The organism is Symploca atlantica LB2515, assembly GCF_052546295.1.
In genome coordinates, this window is sequence record NZ_JBQWMT010000001.1 from 1,784,440 (window position 1) to 1,805,304 (window position 20,865).

Annotated in this window: 16 protein-coding genes; 6 read left to right on the forward strand and 10 right to left on the reverse strand. The window is 42.3% G+C overall.

What is annotated here, in order from left to right; all coding sequences use genetic code 11:
- Window positions 1-65: 65 nt before the first annotated feature.
- From ACT7WV_RS07585 to ACT7WV_RS07600, 4 genes are all read left to right on the forward strand, one after another.
- Window positions 66-293: a hypothetical protein gene (locus tag ACT7WV_RS07585; protein WP_445102319.1), complete on the forward strand. Its 228-nt coding sequence runs from the start codon at window positions 66-68 to the stop codon at window positions 291-293.
- Window positions 290-577: a type II toxin-antitoxin system RelE/ParE family toxin gene (locus ACT7WV_RS07590; protein WP_445102320.1), complete on the forward strand. Its 288-nt coding sequence runs from the start codon at window positions 290-292 to the stop codon at window positions 575-577. The genes ACT7WV_RS07585 and ACT7WV_RS07590 overlap by 4 nt, the downstream gene beginning before the upstream one ends.
- 22 nt (window positions 578-599) lie before the next feature.
- Complete coding sequence (locus tag ACT7WV_RS07595) at window positions 600-2,360, forward strand: restriction endonuclease subunit S (RefSeq protein WP_445102321.1); 1,761 nt, start codon at window positions 600-602, stop codon at window positions 2,358-2,360.
- 404 nt (window positions 2,361-2,764) lie between these two features.
- Window positions 2,765-4,645 (forward strand): pentapeptide repeat-containing protein, encoded by a 1,881-nt coding sequence (locus ACT7WV_RS07600; protein ID WP_445102322.1) that lies wholly within the window; start codon window positions 2,765-2,767, stop codon window positions 4,643-4,645.
- A gap of 45 nt (window positions 4,646-4,690) precedes the next feature.
- Here the strand turns inward: ACT7WV_RS07600 and ACT7WV_RS07605 are convergent, their stop codons facing one another.
- The 4 genes from ACT7WV_RS07605 to ACT7WV_RS07620 all read right to left on the reverse strand — a co-directional run bounded on the left by ACT7WV_RS07605 (window position 4,691) and on the right by ACT7WV_RS07620 (window position 10,326).
- On the reverse strand, window positions 4,691-5,401 hold the full coding sequence (locus tag ACT7WV_RS07605) for a tetratricopeptide repeat protein (protein WP_445102323.1): 711 nt from the start codon (window positions 5,399-5,401) through the stop codon (window positions 4,691-4,693).
- Between the two features lie 156 nt (window positions 5,402-5,557).
- Window positions 5,558-7,063, reverse strand: coding sequence for an N-acetylmuramoyl-L-alanine amidase family protein (locus ACT7WV_RS07610; protein ID WP_445102324.1), 1,506 nt, complete (start codon window positions 7,061-7,063; stop codon window positions 5,558-5,560).
- 523 nt (window positions 7,064-7,586) lie between these two features.
- Window positions 7,587-9,524 carry a heavy metal translocating P-type ATPase gene (locus ACT7WV_RS07615; RefSeq protein WP_445102325.1) on the reverse strand — a complete coding sequence of 646 codons (1,938 nt, stop codon included), beginning with the start codon at window positions 9,522-9,524 and terminating at the stop codon, window positions 7,587-7,589.
- Between the two features lie 559 nt (window positions 9,525-10,083).
- A complete protein-coding gene (locus ACT7WV_RS07620) occupies window positions 10,084-10,326 on the reverse strand; it encodes a hypothetical protein (protein WP_445102326.1) in 243 nt (80 codons plus the stop codon).
- A 961-nt stretch (window positions 10,327-11,287) separates the two neighbouring features.
- On the opposite strand from ACT7WV_RS07620, the gene ACT7WV_RS07625 reads away from it, so the two are divergent.
- Window positions 11,288-11,689 carry a fasciclin domain-containing protein gene (locus ACT7WV_RS07625; protein ID WP_445102327.1) on the forward strand — a complete coding sequence of 134 codons (402 nt, stop codon included), beginning with the start codon at window positions 11,288-11,290 and terminating at the stop codon, window positions 11,687-11,689.
- Window positions 11,690-11,898: 209 nt separating this feature from the next.
- Here ACT7WV_RS07625 and ACT7WV_RS07630 read toward each other — a convergent pair whose 3' ends face one another.
- The 5 genes from ACT7WV_RS07630 to ACT7WV_RS07650 form a co-directional block, all read right to left on the reverse strand.
- Window positions 11,899-12,447: a Uma2 family endonuclease gene (locus ACT7WV_RS07630; RefSeq protein ID WP_445102328.1), complete on the reverse strand. Its 549-nt coding sequence runs from the start codon at window positions 12,445-12,447 to the stop codon at window positions 11,899-11,901.
- Between the two features lie 134 nt (window positions 12,448-12,581).
- On the reverse strand, window positions 12,582-12,917 hold the full coding sequence (locus ACT7WV_RS07635; RefSeq protein ID WP_445102329.1) for a hypothetical protein: 336 nt from the start codon (window positions 12,915-12,917) through the stop codon (window positions 12,582-12,584).
- Window positions 12,918-13,083: 166 nt separating this feature from the next.
- Window positions 13,084-14,424 (reverse strand): CO2 hydration protein, encoded by a 1,341-nt coding sequence (locus tag ACT7WV_RS07640; protein WP_445102330.1) that lies wholly within the window; start codon window positions 14,422-14,424, stop codon window positions 13,084-13,086.
- A 68-nt stretch (window positions 14,425-14,492) separates the two neighbouring features.
- The gene (locus ACT7WV_RS07645; protein WP_445102331.1) at window positions 14,493-16,010 is read right to left on the reverse strand and encodes an NADH-quinone oxidoreductase subunit M; all 1,518 of its coding nucleotides are present in this window, start codon (window positions 16,008-16,010) and stop codon (window positions 14,493-14,495) included.
- A 52-nt stretch (window positions 16,011-16,062) separates the two neighbouring features.
- Complete coding sequence (locus ACT7WV_RS07650) at window positions 16,063-17,925, reverse strand: NAD(P)H-quinone oxidoreductase subunit F (protein WP_445102332.1); 1,863 nt, start codon at window positions 17,923-17,925, stop codon at window positions 16,063-16,065.
- Between the two features lie 383 nt (window positions 17,926-18,308).
- Here ACT7WV_RS07650 and arfB point away from each other — a divergent pair, with 383 nt between their 5' ends.
- Entirely contained in the window at window positions 18,309-18,725 is a 417-nt protein-coding gene (arfB, locus tag ACT7WV_RS07655; protein ID WP_445102333.1) for an alternative ribosome rescue aminoacyl-tRNA hydrolase ArfB, read from the forward strand.
- A 46-nt stretch (window positions 18,726-18,771) separates the two neighbouring features.
- Here arfB and ACT7WV_RS07660 read toward each other — a convergent pair whose 3' ends face one another.
- Window positions 18,772-20,754, reverse strand: coding sequence for a heavy metal translocating P-type ATPase (locus ACT7WV_RS07660; protein ID WP_445102334.1), 1,983 nt, complete (start codon window positions 20,752-20,754; stop codon window positions 18,772-18,774).
- Between the last annotated feature and the right edge of the window lie 111 nt (window positions 20,755-20,865).

Genomic DNA, 20,865 nt, shown 5'->3' on the forward strand with positions numbered 1-20,865 from the left:
CCTTTGAGTGAGAGCTAGTTAGAATTAGAGTGATAGAAGTATGGATTCACCCTCATTTTTAGATTATGTCTACTTTTGAACAAGTCTTGGATCAGATTTCAGAATTACCGATTGATCAGCAAGAGTTACTGATTGAAATTGTTAAACGTAGAACTGTAGAGCAGCGGCGAAAAGTTTTAGCAAGAGAGTCTCATGAGGCTTTAGCTGAATTTAAAGCAGGTCAGTTTCAGTCTTTAACAGCTACAGAGGCGATCGCAGAACTCAGAAGTTATGTGAATTCTCCTGAATTATGAATAGAAAAATTGTTTTAACTTCTCGGTTTAAGCGGTCATTAAAGAAGTTTATTAAGGGGAATAGTCGTTTACAAATACAGATTGAGGAGACATTACAGGAAATGGAGGTGGATGTATTTGCCCCGAATCTTACGACTCATCGACTAAAGGGAGAGTTTGAGGGGTTAAGGGCTTGTTCCTGTGGTTATGATTGTCGAATTATTTTTGCGATTGAGAACGATTTAGAAACGGATGAAGAGGTTGTTGTGCTTTTAAATATTGGCTCCCATGATGATGTTTATTAGTGCAAAGCCTGACAATTTTTTTATGACTGAAGAAAATTATATGGAAGTTTTAGATAAATATTTTGATACGGCTTTTGCTGCACCGGATGGGGTGAAACGGTTACGGGAGTTGATTTTAAGTTTGGCGATGCAGGGGAAGTTAGTACAGCAAGATGCCAGTGATCAGCCTGCGAGGGAGCTTTTAAAAGAAATTGAGGCGGAGAAGGAACGGTTAGTTAAGGAAGGGAAGATTAAAAAGTCGAAGCCGTTACCGGAGATTACACCGGATGAAATTCCTTATGAAATTCCAGAGAGTTGGGAATGGATGCAATTAATGGATATCTCAATAAGAATTCACTATGGTTATACTGCTTCAGCTAATCATGAATTACGGGATATAAGACTATTGAGAATTACAGATATTCAAAACAATAAGGTCAAATGGGATTCTGTTCCAGGATGCGATACTAATGGACAAGATGTTTCATCTTATCTACTTGCTAATAATGATATTTTAATTGCCCGAACAGGTGGAACAGTTGGAAAATCATATTTGGTTGAAAATATTAATATAAACGCTGTTTTTGCATCTTATTTAATTCGTTTAATTCCCTCGAAACATATTAATGTCAACTATTTAAAACTTGTTATTGAAAGTCCTTTGTACTGGAAACAACTCTATGAAAAATGCTCAGGAACTGGACAGCCTAATGTTAATGGAACCTCTTTGAGTACCTTATTATTCCCCCTACCCCCACTCCCAGAACAACGCCGAATAGTTGAAAAAATCGATCGCCTGATGTCCCGATGCGATGAACTAGAACGGCTACGGGATAAACGTAACCAAAAACGCCTGATAGTCCATGCTGCTGCGTGCGATCGCCTCCTGAATGCCAAGGATGATCAAGGGTTTAGAAAAGCTTGGGACTTTATCCGCCATAACTTCAGCGATTTGTATTCGGTTAAAGAAAACGTCAGCGAACTCCGTAAAGCGATCTTACAACTCGCGGTAATGGGTAAACTCGTCCCGCAAAATCCAGATGATCCGCCTGCTAGTGAATTACTCAAGGAAATTGAGGCGGAGAAGAAACGGTTAATTAAGGAAGGGAAGATTAAGAAGTCGAAGCCTTTACCGGAGATTACACCGGATGAGATTCCTTATGATTTGCCGGATGCTTGGGAATGGACAAACATCCAAAATATTAGCCTAAAAGTTACAGACGGAGAACATAAAACTCCTATTAGATCCGATACTGGATATTATTTACTTTCAGCGCGTAATGTCACAAATAAAGGAATAAAACTTGATGATGTAGATTATGTTTTAGAAGAAGAATATTTGAGAATCAGAAAAAGATGTAATCCTGAAATTGGAGATATTTTAGTATCTTGTTCAGGTAGTGTTGGTAGAATCGCAATAGTTGATTCTGATTGTTATGTTATGGTGCGTAGTGTTGCACTAATTAAATATGATCATAATCGCGTTAGTTCTTCATTTTTAGCTTATGTACTTAGATCACTATTAGTACAATTTCAAATTGTTGAAAAATCAAGGACAACAGCTCAATCAAATTTATTTTTAGGAAAAATAAAAGAATTAGTAATCCCCCTTCCCCCCCTTCCAGAACAACACCGCATCGTCGCCAAAGTCGATAAACTAATGACACTGTGCGACCAACTCGAACAACAAATCGATTGCGCCACCGACAAACAAACCACCCTCTTAAATGCAGTTGCATCACACTTCATTAACGCAGCCGACAAAAGCGACGCACTAGAAGAAAACAACCGTAGGGCGTGTTAGCGACAGCGTAACACACCGAGTTTTAGATGAGAGTGGTGACTATCGCCTACCTTACTTTTTATGCGGAAGTCTTCAGTTTGTCTTGTGTTAGGCTAGAACCTCGGAAATCAATCAAAATTAGCAGTCATTCTTAATATTGAATGGCTCGCATCCTACCTATTCTCAACTAATTGGTGGCAACTACCTCTACACAAATTAAGCCCATCGATGCCAGTTTACTTAGGTATTAATTTTTTTGCCCATAACCAACTGTCAAGATATCTGACAAAACTGCTGTAATCTAATGATATCATATAGAGTTACAGAAGATTGCTTACTCAAATTAATTTAAGAGCAGTAACATTGGTACGAGTTAATAGGAAACTTTGATAAAGAATATAGATACATTTAAAAGATAATTAGCGATGAAACTTACAATTGTCGAGCAACAACTACAGATAAATCTCGAATGGTTTGAACAAGTCTTAGCTTTTTATCTAAGCAAGGTTATTAGCGTTCCACTCAGCCATATAACTAGTGTAACAGCAGAAAAACCCAGGAAAACTTGTCTGGAAATTAGAGCGCCAGGAACTTTTATACCCAAGTTAATTAAAGCCGGAACTTATTACACTAGTCGAGGCAGAGAATTTTGGTACGTTACTAGAGATAGAGATTATCTAACTATTGAGTTAATTGATCAATATTATAAACGAATCATTCTAACCATAGACCAAAACCAACTCTGGTTTGAGCAGCTTAACCAGGTGATAAAACCAGCTTTAATCTCTCAGCAAGAACCAAGAAAGAAAAAAATAAACTCTTCTAAGTTAGGCAAACAAGCAGCAAATTATTTACCAGTCTCATGGTCAGAAATTGCCTCTTCAACTGAGATTACCAAGAAGGAGGAATATCAAAGAGGAAAAGAGGTAGATTTTGTTAAGCAAAATCCTTCTCCCAGTCCACACCAAGAAAAACCACAAGAACAAGAAAATATTTCTTCACCAGCTTCTTCTCAAGAAAAACATTACCCTACATCTCCAGGTTTTCTGATTACCTCTGTTGGGGAAAATCAAGCTAATTTAACTCCTCAAATCTCTACTTTTCCGACTGAACAACAAAGTAAAATTCAAGCAAATGAATCTTATACTTTTTCCACAATTAACAAGACTCAACAGCCAGAATTTATAGAAGTTATTCAGGAAGAACCCAGTTTTAATCAAAAAAAATCAAGAAGCTGGTCAGCATTTATTATTCCTTCGTTAATTATTTCCTTATTTGGCAGTTTAATTGCCCTAGTTTTAATAAATCACCAGAATAAACTAGCTGAAGATCTTGCCCATCAGCAAATATTATCTGGTTATTTTAACTCGATGAAAGAAATTATTATCAATCCTTCTCAAGAGACAATAAATTCTAACAATAAAACTCAGAGAGTAGTGAGGGCTACTACCTTGACTACTTTAAGAAGATTTGGTATCTCAGAAAAAGATGGCAATCGCAAGGGGCAGTTAGTTCTATTTTTATACGAAACTAAACTAATTGGTTGCCTTAATTGCCAGCAATCCCTAATTAAATTAAATACCGCCGACTTGAAGTCTGCCAATTTTGAGGCTTTTAGGCTGACGGATATTGATTTGATTGGTGCAGACCTCAGAAATGCTAATTTGAGGGATACCCAGTTGCTTGGTGCTGATCTGAATGATAGCAATCTCAAACAAGCTGATCTGACTGGAGCCAACCTCAGATATGCTGACCTAACTAATGCCATACTAACTAAAGCTAACCTGAAACAGGCTGATCTGACTGGAGTTAATCTCAGATATGCTGACCTGACTAATGCTAAACTGATTAACGCTAAGCTGAAAAATGCTTATCTCAGGGGCGCTAATCTCAGCAAAGCTGACTTGAGTAATACTGACCTAACAGGCGCATTCTACACAGAAGAAACTAAGTTACCAGCTAATATTGACCCCGATCAACAAAAGATGCGTCCGGTTGGCGCTCAGGCTGATCTGAGGAATGCTAACTTAAGTTACGCTGACTTAAAAAACGCCAACTTAAAGAGTGCTGACTTAAAAAACGCCAATTTGATGGTTGCCGACTTGAGAGGTGCTAATCTCAGTGGCGCTAACTTAAGTAATGTCCAACTTAGGTATGCCGACTTGAGAGGTGCCGACTTGAGAGGTGCTAATCTCAGTGGCGCTGACCTCAAAGGTGCTAATTTGGCAAATATCAAACCAGGGAATGCTAATCTGTGTAATGCTACCATGCCAGATGGCACAAAGTCCTTGCAAGGTTGTATTTAGCGATCGCCTCTCAGTAGTCAACAGCTCAAAAGCACAGTTAATTTTTTACTTCGCAGGCTGCTGAACTGCTTGCAGATAAGAGAGGGTTTGTTGATAGGCAGTGGCGTCACCTTGATGGTGAAATAGTTGTGCGGCTTGCTTCAAATCAGTAACCGCCCCTGGCTGATCTCCTAGTTGATAGCGAACCAGTCCTCGGTTACCATAAGCTTCGGCTAAGTCAGGTTCAATTCTAATTGCCTGGTTATAATCCTGAAGCGCTTTTTGCAGGTTCCCTTGTTCCGAGTAGGTTATCCCCCGATTGTAGTAAGCATCAGCTAATTTGGGGTCAAGTTGCAATGCCTGTTCAAAGGCTGACAATGCTCCGGAAAAGTCTCCGAGTAGAGAGCGAACATTCCCCAGCTTGTTATAAGCATCGGCATGGTTGGGATCAACCCGCAGTGCTTGCTGAAAGTCAGTGATTGCCCCCCGATAATCTTCAAGTCCGAGTCTGGCCATTCCTCGGCTACAATAGGCTTCAATAATTTTCGGGTCGAGTTTGACAACTTGATTAAAGTCTGAAATCGCCCCACTGTAATCACCTTGCTGAGTTTTGTCTATGCCGCGAGCAAAGAATTCTTGAGCACTGAGCCGAGCAGTAGAAGTTGCTTTTAATTGAGTATGGGGCAAATAAGAAGAACTGGCTTGGGCTACAGGAACTAGTCCACCCAAAGCGAGTGCTATCCCTAAAAGCGTTAAGAGTTGGTGAATAGGGTTCATTGCGTTGACCTTGTCAGTGATTGAACGGCCTATTTGACGAGTACGGAGTTATTCCCTACTCTCACCATTGTAATTGACCTATTCTCAACCTCCAGATTTAGTGAATGCACCCTGAGAGTTTTAGGAGTAGAAATACTGGGGAAAATCTTACTTACTCTAACGATTTTGCCGAATGTACTCTAAAACACCGCGCGCGATCGCTTCTGCCATCTGTCTCTGGGAAGCTGGGTTTGAGAGTCGAGCAGCATCTTGATTACCTGTGACATAGCCAACTTCTACTAAAACCGCTGGCATAGAAGTTTTCCGAAGCACGAAAAATCTTGCTTGCCGTACCCCCCGATTACCGATGTTAGCACTCTGCAAAATGCTGTTGTGAATTGTCCGTGCAAGACCGACACCACTAGAAAAATAATAAGTTTCTAGACCATTAACATCCGGGCGGCTCAGACTCAGAGAGTTAGCATGGATACTCACAAATAAACTAGCACCAACTCGCTCAGCCATCGCAACTCGTGGCGCTAGGTCTACAAAGTAGTCAGAATCTCGCGTCAACACAGCTTGGATACCTTGTTGCTCCAGCAGAGTTGCCACCTGTTGAGCGATCGGCAAAATTATATCTTTTTCTTGTAGTCCCCCGATGCCAATAGCGCCAGGATCTTGACCACCATGACCTGGATCAACTACAACTACAATCCTGCCCCTGGGTACGCGGGGTAAGGAAGCTGAAGAATTGTTCCTTTCTCTTTCTGGGGGGGGTACGGGAATTGATCGCGCGGTAGGCGTTGATTGTCTTGCCCATTGCAGTGAGAGCGCTAATATGCGTTCACTAGGCTGATTCAACTCCCCAATTTGGACTCCGGCATTGGGTCGCACCAAAAATTCTACAATATCTGGCTTTTGTTGTCGGACACGTACCTGCTGGATAGGGCTGCTACCATCTAGCTGTGGCCCTCTAAATCCGCTTGCTAATCGGGCGTTAGAGACCTTAATCCGGTAAACATTTTCCCTGGTATCCCAACTACTAGTTGCCCTAATCTTCTGGTTAGCCACGATTAACAACTGAGTAGCGTTATTTGCCAGTCCCACTGACTCAATCTCCGCCAGTTGATTGGCAGTAGTAACCACCGCTGGTTGAGTTGACGATGCCGAAGATGCCGAAGATGGAGAAGGACGACTTCCAGAGGAATCATCGGTTTGGGCAACACCTCCCAAAGGCAGAATGACGATACCACCGAAATTACTAACACTTGCCTGCCAATCGGGACTGTTCTTATTCACGCTCAAGGTAACACGGGTCAGTGCTGGTGAGGTTTGCACCTGAGAAAATTGAACTTGGCTGACTCCATAGCGATTCACTGATACAGTTTGAGAGTTCAGGCGCTCTAAGAGGGTTGTACCTTCTAGGTCAAATTCGATCGTACGACCATCGCGACTGCGTCTGACCTTGATAGTTGTTGGTTCTCCACCACGAGTCCGCAGGAAAAATCCATCCCGCGTCACCTGAAAACCTCTCAGTTGAGCGCCTGAGGTGATCTGGGCGATAACAGGCATTGTCTGGGAGGAAGAGGAAGATGACGATAGCAGTTTCGCTGCCTCAGCAGCAGAGGAAAAGAGAAAAACGCTCAGAAAACTAGGAAGTAGCAGTAGCCACCGAAATTTCATAATCGCTGTATTCGTCGAATAAGTTGTATTGCTTCGCGCCGGGTGGAGAAGAAGCTCAGAATTGGTCATTAAAGCAGTTAGTCAGACCCTATCGACAGGGTTGGTAGAACTTTAATCTGTGCAGTCGGCCCTAAAGTCCGCTGGAACTTGAAAACATACAAACCTTATTGATACCCGACTAATAGAGTTTATGCGATCAGAGGTTTATCTAGGCAGGTGCTGGTCTTTTAGGCCGTCGCCATGTCAATTAACATCTCTATTTAACAATTGAGGACAGTTTACTTTTGAACATGATTGAGCTTCCTGAGGATAACCTGAGGAGGAGAGGGTAGCTTTGTCAGTGATTGCTCTCCAATTTACCCCGACATAGCGTTTCTACTTGCCTAAACAACAGGGTAGAGGCACGACCTGTCGCACCCCTACACCAGCCCTATATTATACCCAATTGAAATCTGCTATTAGTAAGACATCTTTTAATTTTGACCCGTGATTTATTGATGAATTACGGGTCAGCCTCAGCACCCTATTTCAGAACCCTCGTGGCATTAAAAATCGCCAACAAAGCTACGCCAACATCAGCAAAAACTGCTTCCCACAGGGTAGCAACACCCAAAATACCTAGAAAAATAAATAAACCTTTAATCACTAAAGCTAAAGCAATGTTTTGCCAAACAATTTTCTGAGTCTTCCGTGCTACTTTAATTGCCTCAGCAACTTTTGAGGGTGCATCAGTCATTAGTACCACATCCGCCGTTTCAATTGCTGCATCGGAGCCTAATCCTCCCATTGCTATGCCAACATCGGCTCTAGCAATTACAGGAGCATCATTAATGCCATCCCCAACAAACGCAACTCTATTATTTTTTCCAGCTTGGCACAAAATTCTTTCAATCGCATTAACTTTATCTTCTGGTAGCAAGTCTGCCTCGTAGGAATCCAAACTGAGCTGTTGAGCTACCTTGGCCGCAACAGCTTGATTATCTCCGGTTAACATCATCACCCGTTCAATACCTAGTTGTTTGAGGCTTTGAATTGCTGAGGCGGCGTCTTCACGAAGTTCATCTTCAATCAGAATATATCCTGTATATTGACCATCAACTGCTAAGTGAACAACTGTGCCTTCTACTAAACAGGTATCGTGCTGGATGTTTTCTTGATGTAAGAGGCGGTCATTACCAGCGACAACTTGACGTTTTCTTACTTTAACTCGAATTCCCTGACCCGCAATTTCTTCGTAGTCTTCCACCTCGGAAGCATCAATATTGTGACCATGAGCTTGGCGAATTGATTCAGCAACGGGATGGTTAGAATGTAATTCAGCAGCGGCAGCTAGCTGCAGCATTTCTTCCGGTTGAAAACCATTACTAGGAATAATTTTACCAACTTTTATTTTTCCTTTGGTCAAAGTTCCTGTCTTGTCAAAGACGACTGTTTTGACTGAGGCAAGTGTATCGAGAAAAGTAGCGCCCTTAACCAAAATTCCCCGATTTGCTGCTCCGCCAACACCTCCAAAGTAGCCAAGTGGAATACTAATTACCAGTCCACAGGGGCAAGAAATTACTAGCAAAATGAGAGCGCGGTAAGCCCATTCTGAAGCAATAGCTCCGGGAATAATTAAAGGGGGAAGTAGAGCAACTAAAAGTGAACCCACAACCACAATCGGTGTGTAGTATCGGGCAAACCGCGTAATGAATTTTTCAGTTTGTGCCTTCTTACTACTAGCATTTTCTACCAAGTGCAAAATCTTAGAAATCGAAGACTCGGCAAAGGGTTTAGTTACGCGAATAGTCAGGACTCCAGTTTGATTAATCATTCCAGCTAGGGCAATTTCTCCCGCTTCTAGGGTGCGGGGAAGGAACTCTCCTGTTAAAGCAGAGGTATCAACTTGAGCATTTCCTTGAACAATCTCACCATCTAGGGGAATTTTTTCACCAGGTTTAACGATCACAATATCCCCAACTTGTACGCTTGTAGGGGATACTTTTTTGACTTCACCATTTACTTGGAGATTGGCATAGTCAGGACGAACTTCTAGAGCGGTTTTTATCGAGCGGCGAGAACGACCTACGGCATATTCCTGGAATAACTCCCCAATTTGAAAAAATAGCATGACTGCTACAGCTTCTGGAAGTTTACGAATTGCAAAAGCACTGAGCGTGGCCACAGTCATCAGAAAGTTTTCATCAAAAACTCTGCCTTTAAGTATGTTGCGTCCTGCACTGGTCAAAACACTCCAACCACTCAATAAATAAGCAGGGACAAATAGTAAATATTCCGCCGCTTCATAGCCAGCTTTACGTAAATCATCACCAAAAATCAGACCCAGACTATAGAAAATAATACTGATAATCAGTGGAGTGACCTGCCTAATTGTTATGCCGTCCGAACCATGAGTGTGGTCATGTCCGTGGTCATGATGGCAACTATGACAGCCTGAATGCCCTGAATTTGACTGACTCATTTTTTGTCGAGTGTTTAACGTCGGAATATTTGTAAATTAACGAATAAATGATTTTTAGGCAAGGGATTAAAATATAAATATTTTGATAATTATAATCATTATTTTTTCGGAAAAATGCCAATAATTATTGTTTGCTAATTATTGGCTAACTGGTGTCGTAATTAACAGAAAAATCTTTTTTTTACTGTCTATCTATCTAATCACGGAAGTGAATCTAGAGTGTTAATTATGAGCAGATATATAGTAAATTTCTGCTCCTGACGTTGGGAGCATGTCGTTTTTGGCAATGTAGTGCATTGGCGTAGCGTCTGCGTAAGCAAAGACATCTTGCTCGCTTTGCAGCTTACGTGAGTAAGAGCCTCACACTACTCAAATGCAGGAATAATTTGTTCTATTATCTAACAATTAAAATCAATCAAATGTATTTATAAATTTACTTATGAGTACTATTTTTTTGATTAACGTAAGTTATCAAAGTTATTAAGACTTGCTCTCTTAGTTTCTAGAAATAATTATTATTAAAAATACCAAAAAAAGATCAACCCCGAACCAGCTAGCCTTAATCTGCTGAGTCAATTAGAGCTTTAATTGCCCTTACTGGAGCTTGAGACTGCCTCAGTCTAGGAGATGGATTATTTGAGCCGATGAAATGCTCTCCTGTCGGCAGATAGTGTAAAGCTAATTCTGGGTAAGTGATAATCTCCCAATCTTTGTAGATTTCGCTTTTTTTTTCGCTATACATCGGGCTACTGCTTTCGTAGCACCAACCTGCCTTGAGCAATTGTTGTTGAAGGGATGACATCAGACAAATCTCCTAGGACATGGTGAATTTGCTGGTAGACTTCGGTAGCAGAACGGTGTAACCTTCCTTTAAACTGGATTAAAAATTTTTTAGCTGGGGCAATCTTGAGAACTATCCATAAAGTAACATCTAGCTATGACGTTGTCGGTATTTGAAACTCTTTTTTGGATAGGTCTTTTGGGAAATTTATTAAATCTTCATAACTACTTCACGCAAGCTAAACCTAAAATCGGTTTTCTTGGCCCAGACTAAATATATAGATGATTTCTCTGTGTCGAGGGTAGACGCACCCTTTGATGAACTCGTAGATGCCCTGTGTCGAGTGTAGACGCACCCTTTGATGAACTCGTAGATGCCCTGTGTCGAGGGTAGACGCACCCTTTGTATTAGATCGTAGATGACCCATCTTTTAATTGTAGACGCACTCTCTGTATCAAAGACGTGTTGAGGAGATAAATTCACCTTTTCTGTTGAGAGTAGATGCATCTTGATGACGCTTGTATTTTACCTGATAACTCACAAGTATTTTTCATCGTTAAGTTTAAGATTTCTGGCAGAAGCCTGGTAACCTAGATAAGTTAGCCCATCTTTAGGTAAATGAGCCTAATTATTTGTAGGATGGGTTACGCTTCGTTAACCAATGCTGGTGCTGAGTTTCCTGCACCAACCTAAGACACGCGTATCTTCAAGTTAATTGAGTCTATCTACTTAGTGGCAATTAAACCAATGTAGCCCAACTTCACCCAGGACATTTTTCAGAAAAAATCATGATAAATGTGGTCATAATTAAGCCACTAAAAAGATGAATAAATATATTAAATAGTAAGTGAAGCAGTTTCTGTAATTGATACATAAGCCTGATTTTTTATTGGCTATAAACATAAAAAATCGCTTTCCGGGTGTCTTGGCAAGTAAAATAATAAATTAGATTTTTCTGCAAATTTTAGCTGAGCCGAAATAAATGCCTGATATTGTTGATATTGCAGTTAGCGCGGGTTCTTTCGAGACTCTAGTAACCGCCGTCAAAGCGGCTGGATTAGTGGAGACGCTGAAAAGTCCCGGCCCTTTTACTGTTTTTGCACCGAATGATGAGGCCTTTGCTAAACTTCCGCCAGGAACGATACAAACCCTCGTGCAGAACATTCCTCAATTAGCCAGGATTTTGACCTATCACGTTGTATCTGGCAAGTTAACCAAAGCCGATTTGGAACAAGTAGATTCGGTTACCTCCGTTGAAGGTTCACCGATTAGAATTGATACCTCTGATGGTTTTGAGGTAAAAAATGCTACTGTTCTAGCCGCAGATATCGAAGCCGATAACGGTATTATCCACGTTATTGATAACGTAATTTTAATGGGGTAATCTAATTTTAGTTAGTTTATTTAGACCTTAGCAAGGAGATAGTAAGAGCCGCTATCATACCTCTAAAGTTGATAGTCGGTTCTATCTAAATATTAATGTTGTTACAGTCGTGGCGATCGCTTTTTCTTGCTGGCTTACTTTACCTTCAAGTTAGCAATTTGTTGAGTGAACTAATTTGCAGCACTAGGGACTCGCATTTTTATCCGCTATCAAGCCAATAAGCGATCGACAGCGACGCTGAAACCTGGGAGAATAAGCTGAGTGCTAATCCCTTCACCCGTTGTAAATAAAAATCGTTGCTGTTGAGTTAGTACAACAATCCATTGACTATCCGGCAAGACTAACCAGACTTCCTGGCAACCGGATGCTAAATATTCATTGGCTTTAGCGAATACATCTTCTGCTAAATCGGTGGGTGAGATAATCTCAGCAATCAGTGGGAAACTCTGAGGCAGTACATTAGGTTCGCCAAATTGGGTCAGTAATTCTGGTGTGAGATAGGCTACATCTGGACGGCGTACTTGTTTATTGGTGCGACAAGGTGCTTCTGTATAAACTACTCCTCCCAATTGGCGATCATCTTGGTAATTTCCCCAGTAAGTTGATAGTTTTGCTTGAATTCGACCATGCTTGAGTGTCATGCCGTTTTTCTCCACCAGTTGCCCGTCCACCCATTCCATGTGATCAGGGGGATTTTGCAGAAAGTCTTCTAAGGAAAAGGCTTCTGTTTGGTTGGGGACGACTGTAGAGGCTAGCATTTTTTCTGCGCCTTTTTGCAACTCTTCCTTATTATGACGCCAAGATGATCAGGTCAAGTGCGATCGCTATCTTGTCGGCTAGCAACTTTTCATTATATGTAGACACACCCCAGTCAACAAGAAAATTCTCTTGTTTAACGGCCCAGTTCTTCTCTAAGCTTGCGCTTCAAATCGTCAGAAATAAATAGTCCGTTAATCTCCTTTTTAAGAGCTTTAAGTGTTTCTCCCTTTTCATGGCGTTCTTTGTATACACCCGCAAGTAAAGCTTGCAGCCCAAACTTAGACAAGGCATCGCCAGCTATGCCTATTACTCCCAGAAAAACAATACCTCCAATCATCCCTCCTGGTCCCAGCATTGCTAGAGCTGCTGTGATTGCCGCTGCTCCTGTAAAACCTGTAGTAGCCATTGCAATCAGGAGAATGACTCCGGGCAATCCTAATGCAGCAATTTTTCTGACAGCCTCATCCATTTGTTTCATCCTCGTCCTAATTTCCTATCTCTAAGCCTTTCAGCTTTCTAAATATTCATAGACTTTATAGGATTACCCGGATGCTGGAGGTGTACTTTTCTCCCTAGTACCTCTCAAAAAAAAAGCCCCCTTTTTAATTAAGGGGGGTTGAATATATCTAAACTTCCTACCGATAATCCGCCGTCTGAATATTCTCCAACCGCGCCGCATCGCGCATCCCATACTCCGGACGACAAAAGCGATCTAATTGCGCCTCAAAAAACGCCCGATTTGCCTGCAAATGCTTGGGATTTGGGTCATCTAACGGATACAAAAGTGCAGTCCGCAATGCCTGAAACACTCCAGATGTTACACAATACATAGAGCGCTGAAACGTTACCGCAATTTGATTTAAAACATCATCCTCACCCCGACACCGCTTAGCATAAAACTCCTTGAGATAAGGTGGCAGAAAATGATACATATCTTGCATTAGCAGTGTCGGTGGAATACCTGCCGTCCCCACTGGGAACTTATCAGCATAAAGCACTCCATAATGGAAATCTTTTTGGTCACTGGGAACTTCCCCAGCCTGAGCATTATAAGACTTGGTTCCTCTAAAGGGAGCCGTGCGATAGAAAACCGCTTCTACATAAGGAAGTGCTGCTTCATACAACCAAGTAAAACCCTTGGATTTAGGGATAACCTCGTAACATTCGTTCCCTACATAAACATGATGATAAATGGGACGACCTGCGATCGCAAAAATGCCATTGACGATAAAATTCATCGCCTCTGGAACCGTGGTAATTTTCCCCTCATCATACAAATCAGAGACTTCAAAGAAAACCGGGGCCATCACTTCCCAAAATAGCCCCAAATTACTGTAATAAGATGCCTGACGACATTGCTCAATAAACATTTCTGGGAACAGCTTATGCAGTCCCAGCATTAAGGGATTGTTCTTAAAATAAGCCTTAATTGCCCGATCTGCATTCGCTTTGTATTCGTCAGAATCTAGGTAAGCGTCAAACTGATTCACCGGCGCATACATCTGACGATGCCAGAGCATTGCCCGCATACAAGCTTCAGCAAACTCCATATTAATCCGGTCATGCCATAAGTGATGCAGCAACTTAGGCATTTTCCTAGTTTCACCCTTCTCAATGAAAGCTAAAAGTTCAGGGTGAGCAGTTGCTTCGCCACGCCAAATCCGTAAATCTGCATCATCGCCAGCATAATGATTATGCAGATCTAAATATTCTTTAGGTAAGACGTATTTAAAGAAAGGAAAAGGATTTAAAAAGACACGCTCACCAATATAAAGTAAGTCGCGCCAGTAGAAATCCATCGGCACAGCATAAGCTTTCCAAATGCCGACAATTTGCATCAGATTCTCTGGCGTATCCGGCACCATTGCACCACCGGCTTCTAGGCGATGAATAACCTCAGCAAATTCATGCTTAGAAGGCGGCAGTTTAGCTTTATTTGCTTGAGTTTCAGGAGCTTTATCTAGAGTGGCAGACATGGTCTTTTGTTCTTGATTTTAAGAATGATTTTGTTAATCTTGAATCTTACACTTATCGCCCTTACCCACTATTTGTTAGTTGCTGTATTAGATTGATAATTGATGGCAACTTGCTGATTATTAACAGCATGAGTAGTGGCAACAATTGCTGTGGTAGTCGGTTCCATCCAGCGCACTAACCAACTAGGTTGTATTCCTAATAAGAAGATGAGAGCCGCTAAAATGAAAGCAGGAACTTTTTCCGGAAACAAAACTTTGGGATAGTAGGCAGTATTGTTGTCTAGTTTGCCAAAGCAGGTGCGGTTCAGGAGAATCACAAAGTAAACGGCAGTTAAGCCAGAGGCAAAGATACATAGAAGCGTTTGCCAGGGGAACACTGCATAACTGCCTTGAAACACCATAAATTCAGCGACAAAACCGACTAAACCAGGAATTCCGGCGCTAGCCATGCCACTTAAAATTAACAGGGCGCTAACAAGGGGCAAACCGCGCAAGGGATTCATTAATCCATTGAGGACATCTAAATCACGGGTGCCAACTTTGGTTTCAATCACACCTACCAGATAAAACAGAATTGCCAAAATTAAACCGTGACTCACCATTTGAGATACAGCACCCAAGAGGCTTAAGGGAGTCAGTGCGGCGGCGGCGACAACAATATAGCCCATATGACCGATAGAACTATAGGCTACCATGCGTTTGATGTCTTTTTGTGCGATCGCACTTAATGCCCCATACATCACACTCACCACACCAATCACCGATAGTCCGGGGGCTGTCAGCGACCAGGTTTCAGGAAATAGTTGCAAACCGAACCGCACTAGGCCATAGGTTCCCATTTTAGCCACAATCCCACCTAATAAAATCGCCACAGAGGGAGAGGCAGCCACATAAGCATCCGGTAACCAAGTATGCAGAGGAACTAGAGGAATTTTAATGGCAAATCCCACCAAAAGCACGGTTAAAAGAACCAGTTGGGTAGTTAGGGATAGGTTTTGGGTATTAATGGCATCGTAATCAAAGCTAGTAGAATTCGATAGCCAAGCCATCCCTAGAAAGGCTGCCAAAATGAGGATTCCGGATACAAAGGTGTAGATAAGAAACTTCATCGCTGCATATTCTCGCTTGTCACCTCCCCAGATAGCAATTAATAAATAAAGGGGAATGAGGACTAGTTCGTAGAATAAGACAAACAGCAACAAATTCTGAGCAAGAAATGCTCCAGTTACCCCCGCATTAACCAGCAGAATTAGGGCATATTTTAGTCGGGGACGCTCAACTTCTTTACGACCGCTAAAGAGGACAATAACAGTCAGTAAACTGCTTAATGCTAGTAAGGGAAACGACAACCCATCAATTCCCAGTTTGTAATTTAATCCCAGTTGAGGAATCCAGGGTAAAGACTCTTGAAACTGCATGCCTGAATTGGTTATATCAAACTGAAAACCAATCCAGATGGTGACAAGCAAGATAGCTGCTGCGACCGCAACAGCAGCAGAACGTATCCGCGAACCTGTTAGAGTTCCGGGTATAAAACCAATTATGGCAGCGCCTAATACAGGCAACAAAATTAAGGTACTCAGCATTATTTGTTGTTGGTTGTTTATTATTTGTTGTTGGTTGAGTAATAACTAACAACTAACCGCCCATAATTAAAGAAAGAGTAGACAAGAGAGGCAAGCTTACAATCAATCCAAACAAAGCAATTCCCAGAAGAATAGTTAGTACATAAAACTGAGTTTGACCTGAAGCGTTGTACTTTAAGCTTTGTCCACCAAAGACGGTTACTATTCCGACTAAGTTGACCAATCCATCCACGATATAACGGTCAGACCAAGAAATGACTTTAGACACTAAGTCAACAAAAAAGACAACGGTGACGCGGTACACTTTTTGGGTGTAAAAATCGTAGGTAAACAAGTTTTGTAGGGACTGAGGGCCAAAATGCACGGGTTTGGCATAGCTATTATTAAGGTAGAGGAATGACCCGATGCCACAACCTACGGCACTCGATAACAGCAACAAACCGGCCACAGTAGTATTGATAGCAGATAACTCAGGTATGATCTGCCATTGCAGCAAGATCAGGGGTACATGCAAGACGAAACCCATTAGCAGCAACATGGGAAAAACCATTGGCCAGTGAACTTCGGGGGAACGTTCACTCATTTGCTTGGGTTTACCGCCAAAAATCAAGCCAAAGACGCGGGTAAGGCTTAAGCTAGCCAGTGCATTGACCACTAGCAATACAGCAAATAACCAAGGGCGAGTATTAGAAAGATAGTCGCCTAACTGCAATAAAGGCCAAAAACCACCAAGGGGAGGGATGGCAACCAAGCCAGCCGCACCGACGAGATAGGAAATGCCTGAAGCTGGTCGTTTACCCCACAAACCCCCTAATTGGGTGACATCTTGAGTAATGCTATTCCAGATAATTGTACCCAAACTCATCACCAACAGAGCCATTGAGACGGCGTAGGTCAACATTAAGGTTAAGGCGGCTTGAGTTTGGCCCGTACCTACGGCGATAAATACCAAACCCATGTAAGCACTGACGAGGAAAGAAAGAGTACGCTTAGCATCAATTTGTGCGATTGCCACCATCGTACCGCCCAATGCTGTCACAGCACCAATAAACAATGTGAATGATGTTGCCAAGGGAGAAAGTTGGATCACAGGTTGCAGTTTAATTAGCACCCAAGCACCTGTGCAAACAACTACAGAGTTTCGTAAAATCGTGCTGGGAACAGGACCTTCCATCGCTAAATCAAGCCACAGATGGAGAGGAAATTGAGCGCATTTACCCATTGGCCCTGCAATTAAGGCTAAGCCCAACAAGGTGGCAACTGTAGGGTCGATATGAGCCGTACTTGCCCAGGTTGCGAGTTCTGTAAAATTCCAGGTTCCTGACAGGGGATAGATAGCAATAACCCCCATTAAGAGAAACAAATCCCCCACCCGTTTGGTTAAGAAGGCATCTCTTGCACCCGTAACCACCAAAGATTGATTAAACCAAAATCCAACTAAGAGGTAAGTTCCTAGAGTAAGGATTTCTAGAATAATGTAGCCAAAAAATAAGGAGTTGCAGAGAACTAAGGCGCACATTCCGGCTTCAAAGAATGCCAGCAAAGAATATAAACGCGCCCAGCCCCAATCTGTCTCTATGTAACCAATGGCGTAGATTTGTGCCAGCAGGTTTATTCCTGTAATCACCAGGGTTGCGCCAATGGTAATCGCAGAAAATTCCAAGGGAATATTCAGATCGAGATTGACAACTTGCAGCCAAGGAATTGTTACTTCTTGTGCAGGCTGATTCCAAGTTGCAGATAAAGCAATTAAACCATGTAAAAATGCGACCAACGTCATCAACACATTGATGTAACCTGCTGGTCTTGGTCCCGTGCGACGAATAATACCGGGAGACCAAGGTACGGCTAAAATCGAACCAATTAGCGGATAGCAAGGTATCAACCAAGCTGTTTCCAGGAAAAGTTGAGCCATCGGTCTTATCTTTCTATGATGGAAAAATTGTCAAGTATATGAAAGCAATATTGAGCTCGTTATCTTGTTTCCAGAACTAGCAAAGTCACTGGATTAACTTTTTTTAAGCTTTTAACTTAGTGTAATGGTTGGTTGACAAAAAAAGAAGGATTAAATTAAACAATTCGGTAATGATGGTCGTAAAATCTGCTTATATAATACAGGAAGAGTAATAGTAACTATTGGCTTTTATCTATCTTGAGTGATTTGTCTCTAGAGTTAAAGCTCTGAACAGGGCCAGTGATCAACTAGGTACTCTACACTGGAATAACCATTGCCAAAAAAACTCGCTGCTCAACCTGCCGAGAGAAACGGTGCATCATTCCATATTGAATTGATCAATCATGCTGCAAATTTCCCACACAGTAAGTATCCCAGAGCATGAGGTGGAGATGAGTGCAGTGCGCTCTCAAGGCGCAGGTGGGCAAAACGTAAATAAAGTGGCGACTGCAATTCACCTACGCTTTGACATCCTGGCTTCTTCCCTACCCAATCGCTACCAAGAGCGCTTGTTAAAGCTTTCCGATCAGCGGATTACCAAAGAAGGGGTTATTGTCATCAAGGCTCAAGAACACCGTAGCCAGGAACAAAACCGAGCAGAGGCATTGCAACGATTGCAAGCCCTGATTAAGAACGCGATTGCACTCCCCAAACCCCGTAAAAGGAGCAAACCGACTCGGAGTTCTCAAAGAAAGCGTCTGGATAACAAAAGCAGGCGGAGTCAGATTAAGGCAATGCGAGGAAAGGTTACGGATGAATGAGATTAAATCACTTTTCTGCTAACTCTCGATTTGCCCTTTCCCCTTCTCAATTCCTCAACAACCTCAAACCACTCAAAGTAACTATCAGTGTAGAACCTTCATGCCCGATGACACCCAGAGGCATGTTAATGCTACCAGCAAAATTAGCAATCAAGAGCAACACAATAAAACTCAGAGCAAAAACAATATTTTGCTGAACAATTCTTGTGGCACGGCGGCCCAAATAAACTGCCTGTTCTAATTTTTCCAGCCTATTAGCCATTAAAACAATATCAGCCGTTTCCAATGCCACATCACTACCCGCAGCACCCATGGCAATTCCCACCGAAGCCGTCGCCAGTGCAGGTGCATCATTAATCCCATCTCCCACCATCGCCACAGCGCCGTACTGCCGCTGTAACTGACGAATCACACTCACCTTGTCTTCCGGCAACAACTCTGCGTACACTTGCTCAATACCAGTAGCCTTGGCAATGCTTTCCGCAGTACTAGCATTATCCCCCGTTAGCATTACCACTTGCTCAATTCCTAGCTGCCTGAGACGCTTTACCGTTTGCGCTGCTAAGGGACGTTCTTTGTCTGCCAAAGCAATAATTCCCAATATTTTATCGTCACAAACTACCCAAACCACCGTTTTGCCTGTCGCTTCTAGCTGCTGACTAGCTGTAGTTAATTCCGGAGGTAAGGAACACCCTTGGTTTAACTTTTCCCTTGATAATAAGTTTTGTTCCCTTGAAGAGTATTCTAGTGATAATTGCCCATACTTTGCCTTGCCAACGACAATTAACTGACCATTAACCTTACCCAAAATCCCTAAACCCGTCTGCGCTTGCACATCAGTAGCAGTTGGTAATTCTATCTGTTGTAACTGCGCTGCTTGCACAATAGCTTGACCAATGGGATGCTCTGAGTATGCTTCTAAAGCCGCAGCCATGCGCAAAACATCAGTTTCTGATTCTCCAGTAGCTGGAGTTACTTGCACCACCGTCACATTGCCAGTAGTCAGAGTGCCAGTTTTATCAAAAGCGATCGCTTTTACCCTGCCGATCATCTCCAATTGAGTACCATTTTTAAATAAAATACCCTGCCGTGCGCCGTTAGCAATACCCGATAGCAAAGTTGGCATAATCGACGCCATTAAGGCACAAGGAGAGGCAACTACCAGAAAAATCAATGCTCGATAGATAGTAGTTTCCCAATCCCAACCGAGAAAAATTGGCGGCGTAATTGCTAGTAATATCCCAACTAAGACAATAACTTGAGCATAACTCCGCTCAAAACGTTCAATAAATAACTGAGATGGCGGTGCTTCTGTTTGTGCTTGCTTAACTAACTGAATCACCCGCTGAATTAAGCTACTTTCTGGTGGTTGATGTACCCTCAGTTTTAAAGCACCATTACCATTAATTGTCCCAGCAAACACTTCATCCCCAGCTTGCTTTTCTACAGGCATTGATTCACCCGTAATTGATGCTTCATTGAGGGAACTATAACCTGCTAAGATGATGGCGTCTGTGGGAATCAATTCTCCTGGCTTAACTAATATTTCGTCACCTACCTGCAATTTTTCTACAGGAACCATCTGTTCCCCCGCAGGCTGCAATAATCTAGCCGTATCCGGCGTTACCGCCATCAAACTACGAATATTACGTTCGGTGCGCTGCATGGCATAACCTTCAAGTGCGCCACTAATGGCAAAGATGAGAATTAGTACAGCACCATCAACAATTAGGTAATATTCCTGACGCCACAATCCCAAACCAGCAGCACCTAATGCTGCCACAATCATCAGTAGATCAACATCTAGTTGATGTTCTTTAATTAAGGTAGTTAAGCCTTCTCGTGTGCTTTCATAACCACCAATTACATAGGCGGCGGCTAAAACTATTACTGCTAGTCCCACCCAGCCTAGTTGCAGTGTTAGCCAACCAAAGAAAAGCAGTAGGGCGCAAACCGCAGCAGCTACTGCGTCGGGATGTTGTTTAAATAGTTGGCCCAGGGAAGGGGTAGGGAGAGAACTTTGACTCATTCTGGCTAGTAGATTGCATCTGAACAACTACTTCACCCTAAACCTTGACATTAGTGTTAAGGTCAAGCGTTTTACTACCATCTATATTGTCAATAATTGGCAAATCCTTGT

Bases quoted from the DNA above. Each gene is read 5' to 3' on its own strand.
- ACT7WV_RS07585 (WP_445102319.1), top strand. From the start codon at position 66: ATGTCTACTTTTGAACAAGTCTTGGATCAGATTTCAGAATTACCGATT.
- ACT7WV_RS07590 (WP_445102320.1), top strand. From the start codon at position 290: ATGAATAGAAAAATTGTTTTAACTTCTCGGTTTAAGCGGTCATTAAAG.
- ACT7WV_RS07595 (WP_445102321.1), top strand. From the start codon at position 600: ATGACTGAAGAAAATTATATGGAAGTTTTAGATAAATATTTTGATACG.
- ACT7WV_RS07600 (WP_445102322.1), top strand. From the start codon at position 2,765: ATGAAACTTACAATTGTCGAGCAACAACTACAGATAAATCTCGAATGG.
- ACT7WV_RS07605 (WP_445102323.1), bottom strand. From the start codon at position 5,401: ATGAACCCTATTCACCAACTCTTAACGCTTTTAGGGATAGCACTCGCT.
- ACT7WV_RS07610 (WP_445102324.1), bottom strand. From the start codon at position 7,063: ATGAAATTTCGGTGGCTACTGCTACTTCCTAGTTTTCTGAGCGTTTTT.
- ACT7WV_RS07615 (WP_445102325.1), bottom strand. From the start codon at position 9,524: ATGAGTCAGTCAAATTCAGGGCATTCAGGCTGTCATAGTTGCCATCAT.
- ACT7WV_RS07620 (WP_445102326.1), bottom strand. From the start codon at position 10,326: ATGTCATCCCTTCAACAACAATTGCTCAAGGCAGGTTGGTGCTACGAA.
- ACT7WV_RS07625 (WP_445102327.1), top strand. From the start codon at position 11,288: ATGCCTGATATTGTTGATATTGCAGTTAGCGCGGGTTCTTTCGAGACT.
- ACT7WV_RS07630 (WP_445102328.1), bottom strand. From the start codon at position 12,447: ATGCTAGCCTCTACAGTCGTCCCCAACCAAACAGAAGCCTTTTCCTTA.
- ACT7WV_RS07635 (WP_445102329.1), bottom strand. From the start codon at position 12,917: ATGGATGAGGCTGTCAGAAAAATTGCTGCATTAGGATTGCCCGGAGTC.
- ACT7WV_RS07640 (WP_445102330.1), bottom strand. From the start codon at position 14,424: ATGTCTGCCACTCTAGATAAAGCTCCTGAAACTCAAGCAAATAAAGCT.
- ACT7WV_RS07645 (WP_445102331.1), bottom strand. From the start codon at position 16,010: ATGCTGAGTACCTTAATTTTGTTGCCTGTATTAGGCGCTGCCATAATT.
- ACT7WV_RS07650 (WP_445102332.1), bottom strand. From the start codon at position 17,925: ATGGCTCAACTTTTCCTGGAAACAGCTTGGTTGATACCTTGCTATCCG.
- arfB (WP_445102333.1), top strand. From the start codon at position 18,309: ATGCTGCAAATTTCCCACACAGTAAGTATCCCAGAGCATGAGGTGGAG.
- ACT7WV_RS07660 (WP_445102334.1), bottom strand. From the start codon at position 20,754: ATGAGTCAAAGTTCTCTCCCTACCCCTTCCCTGGGCCAACTATTTAAA.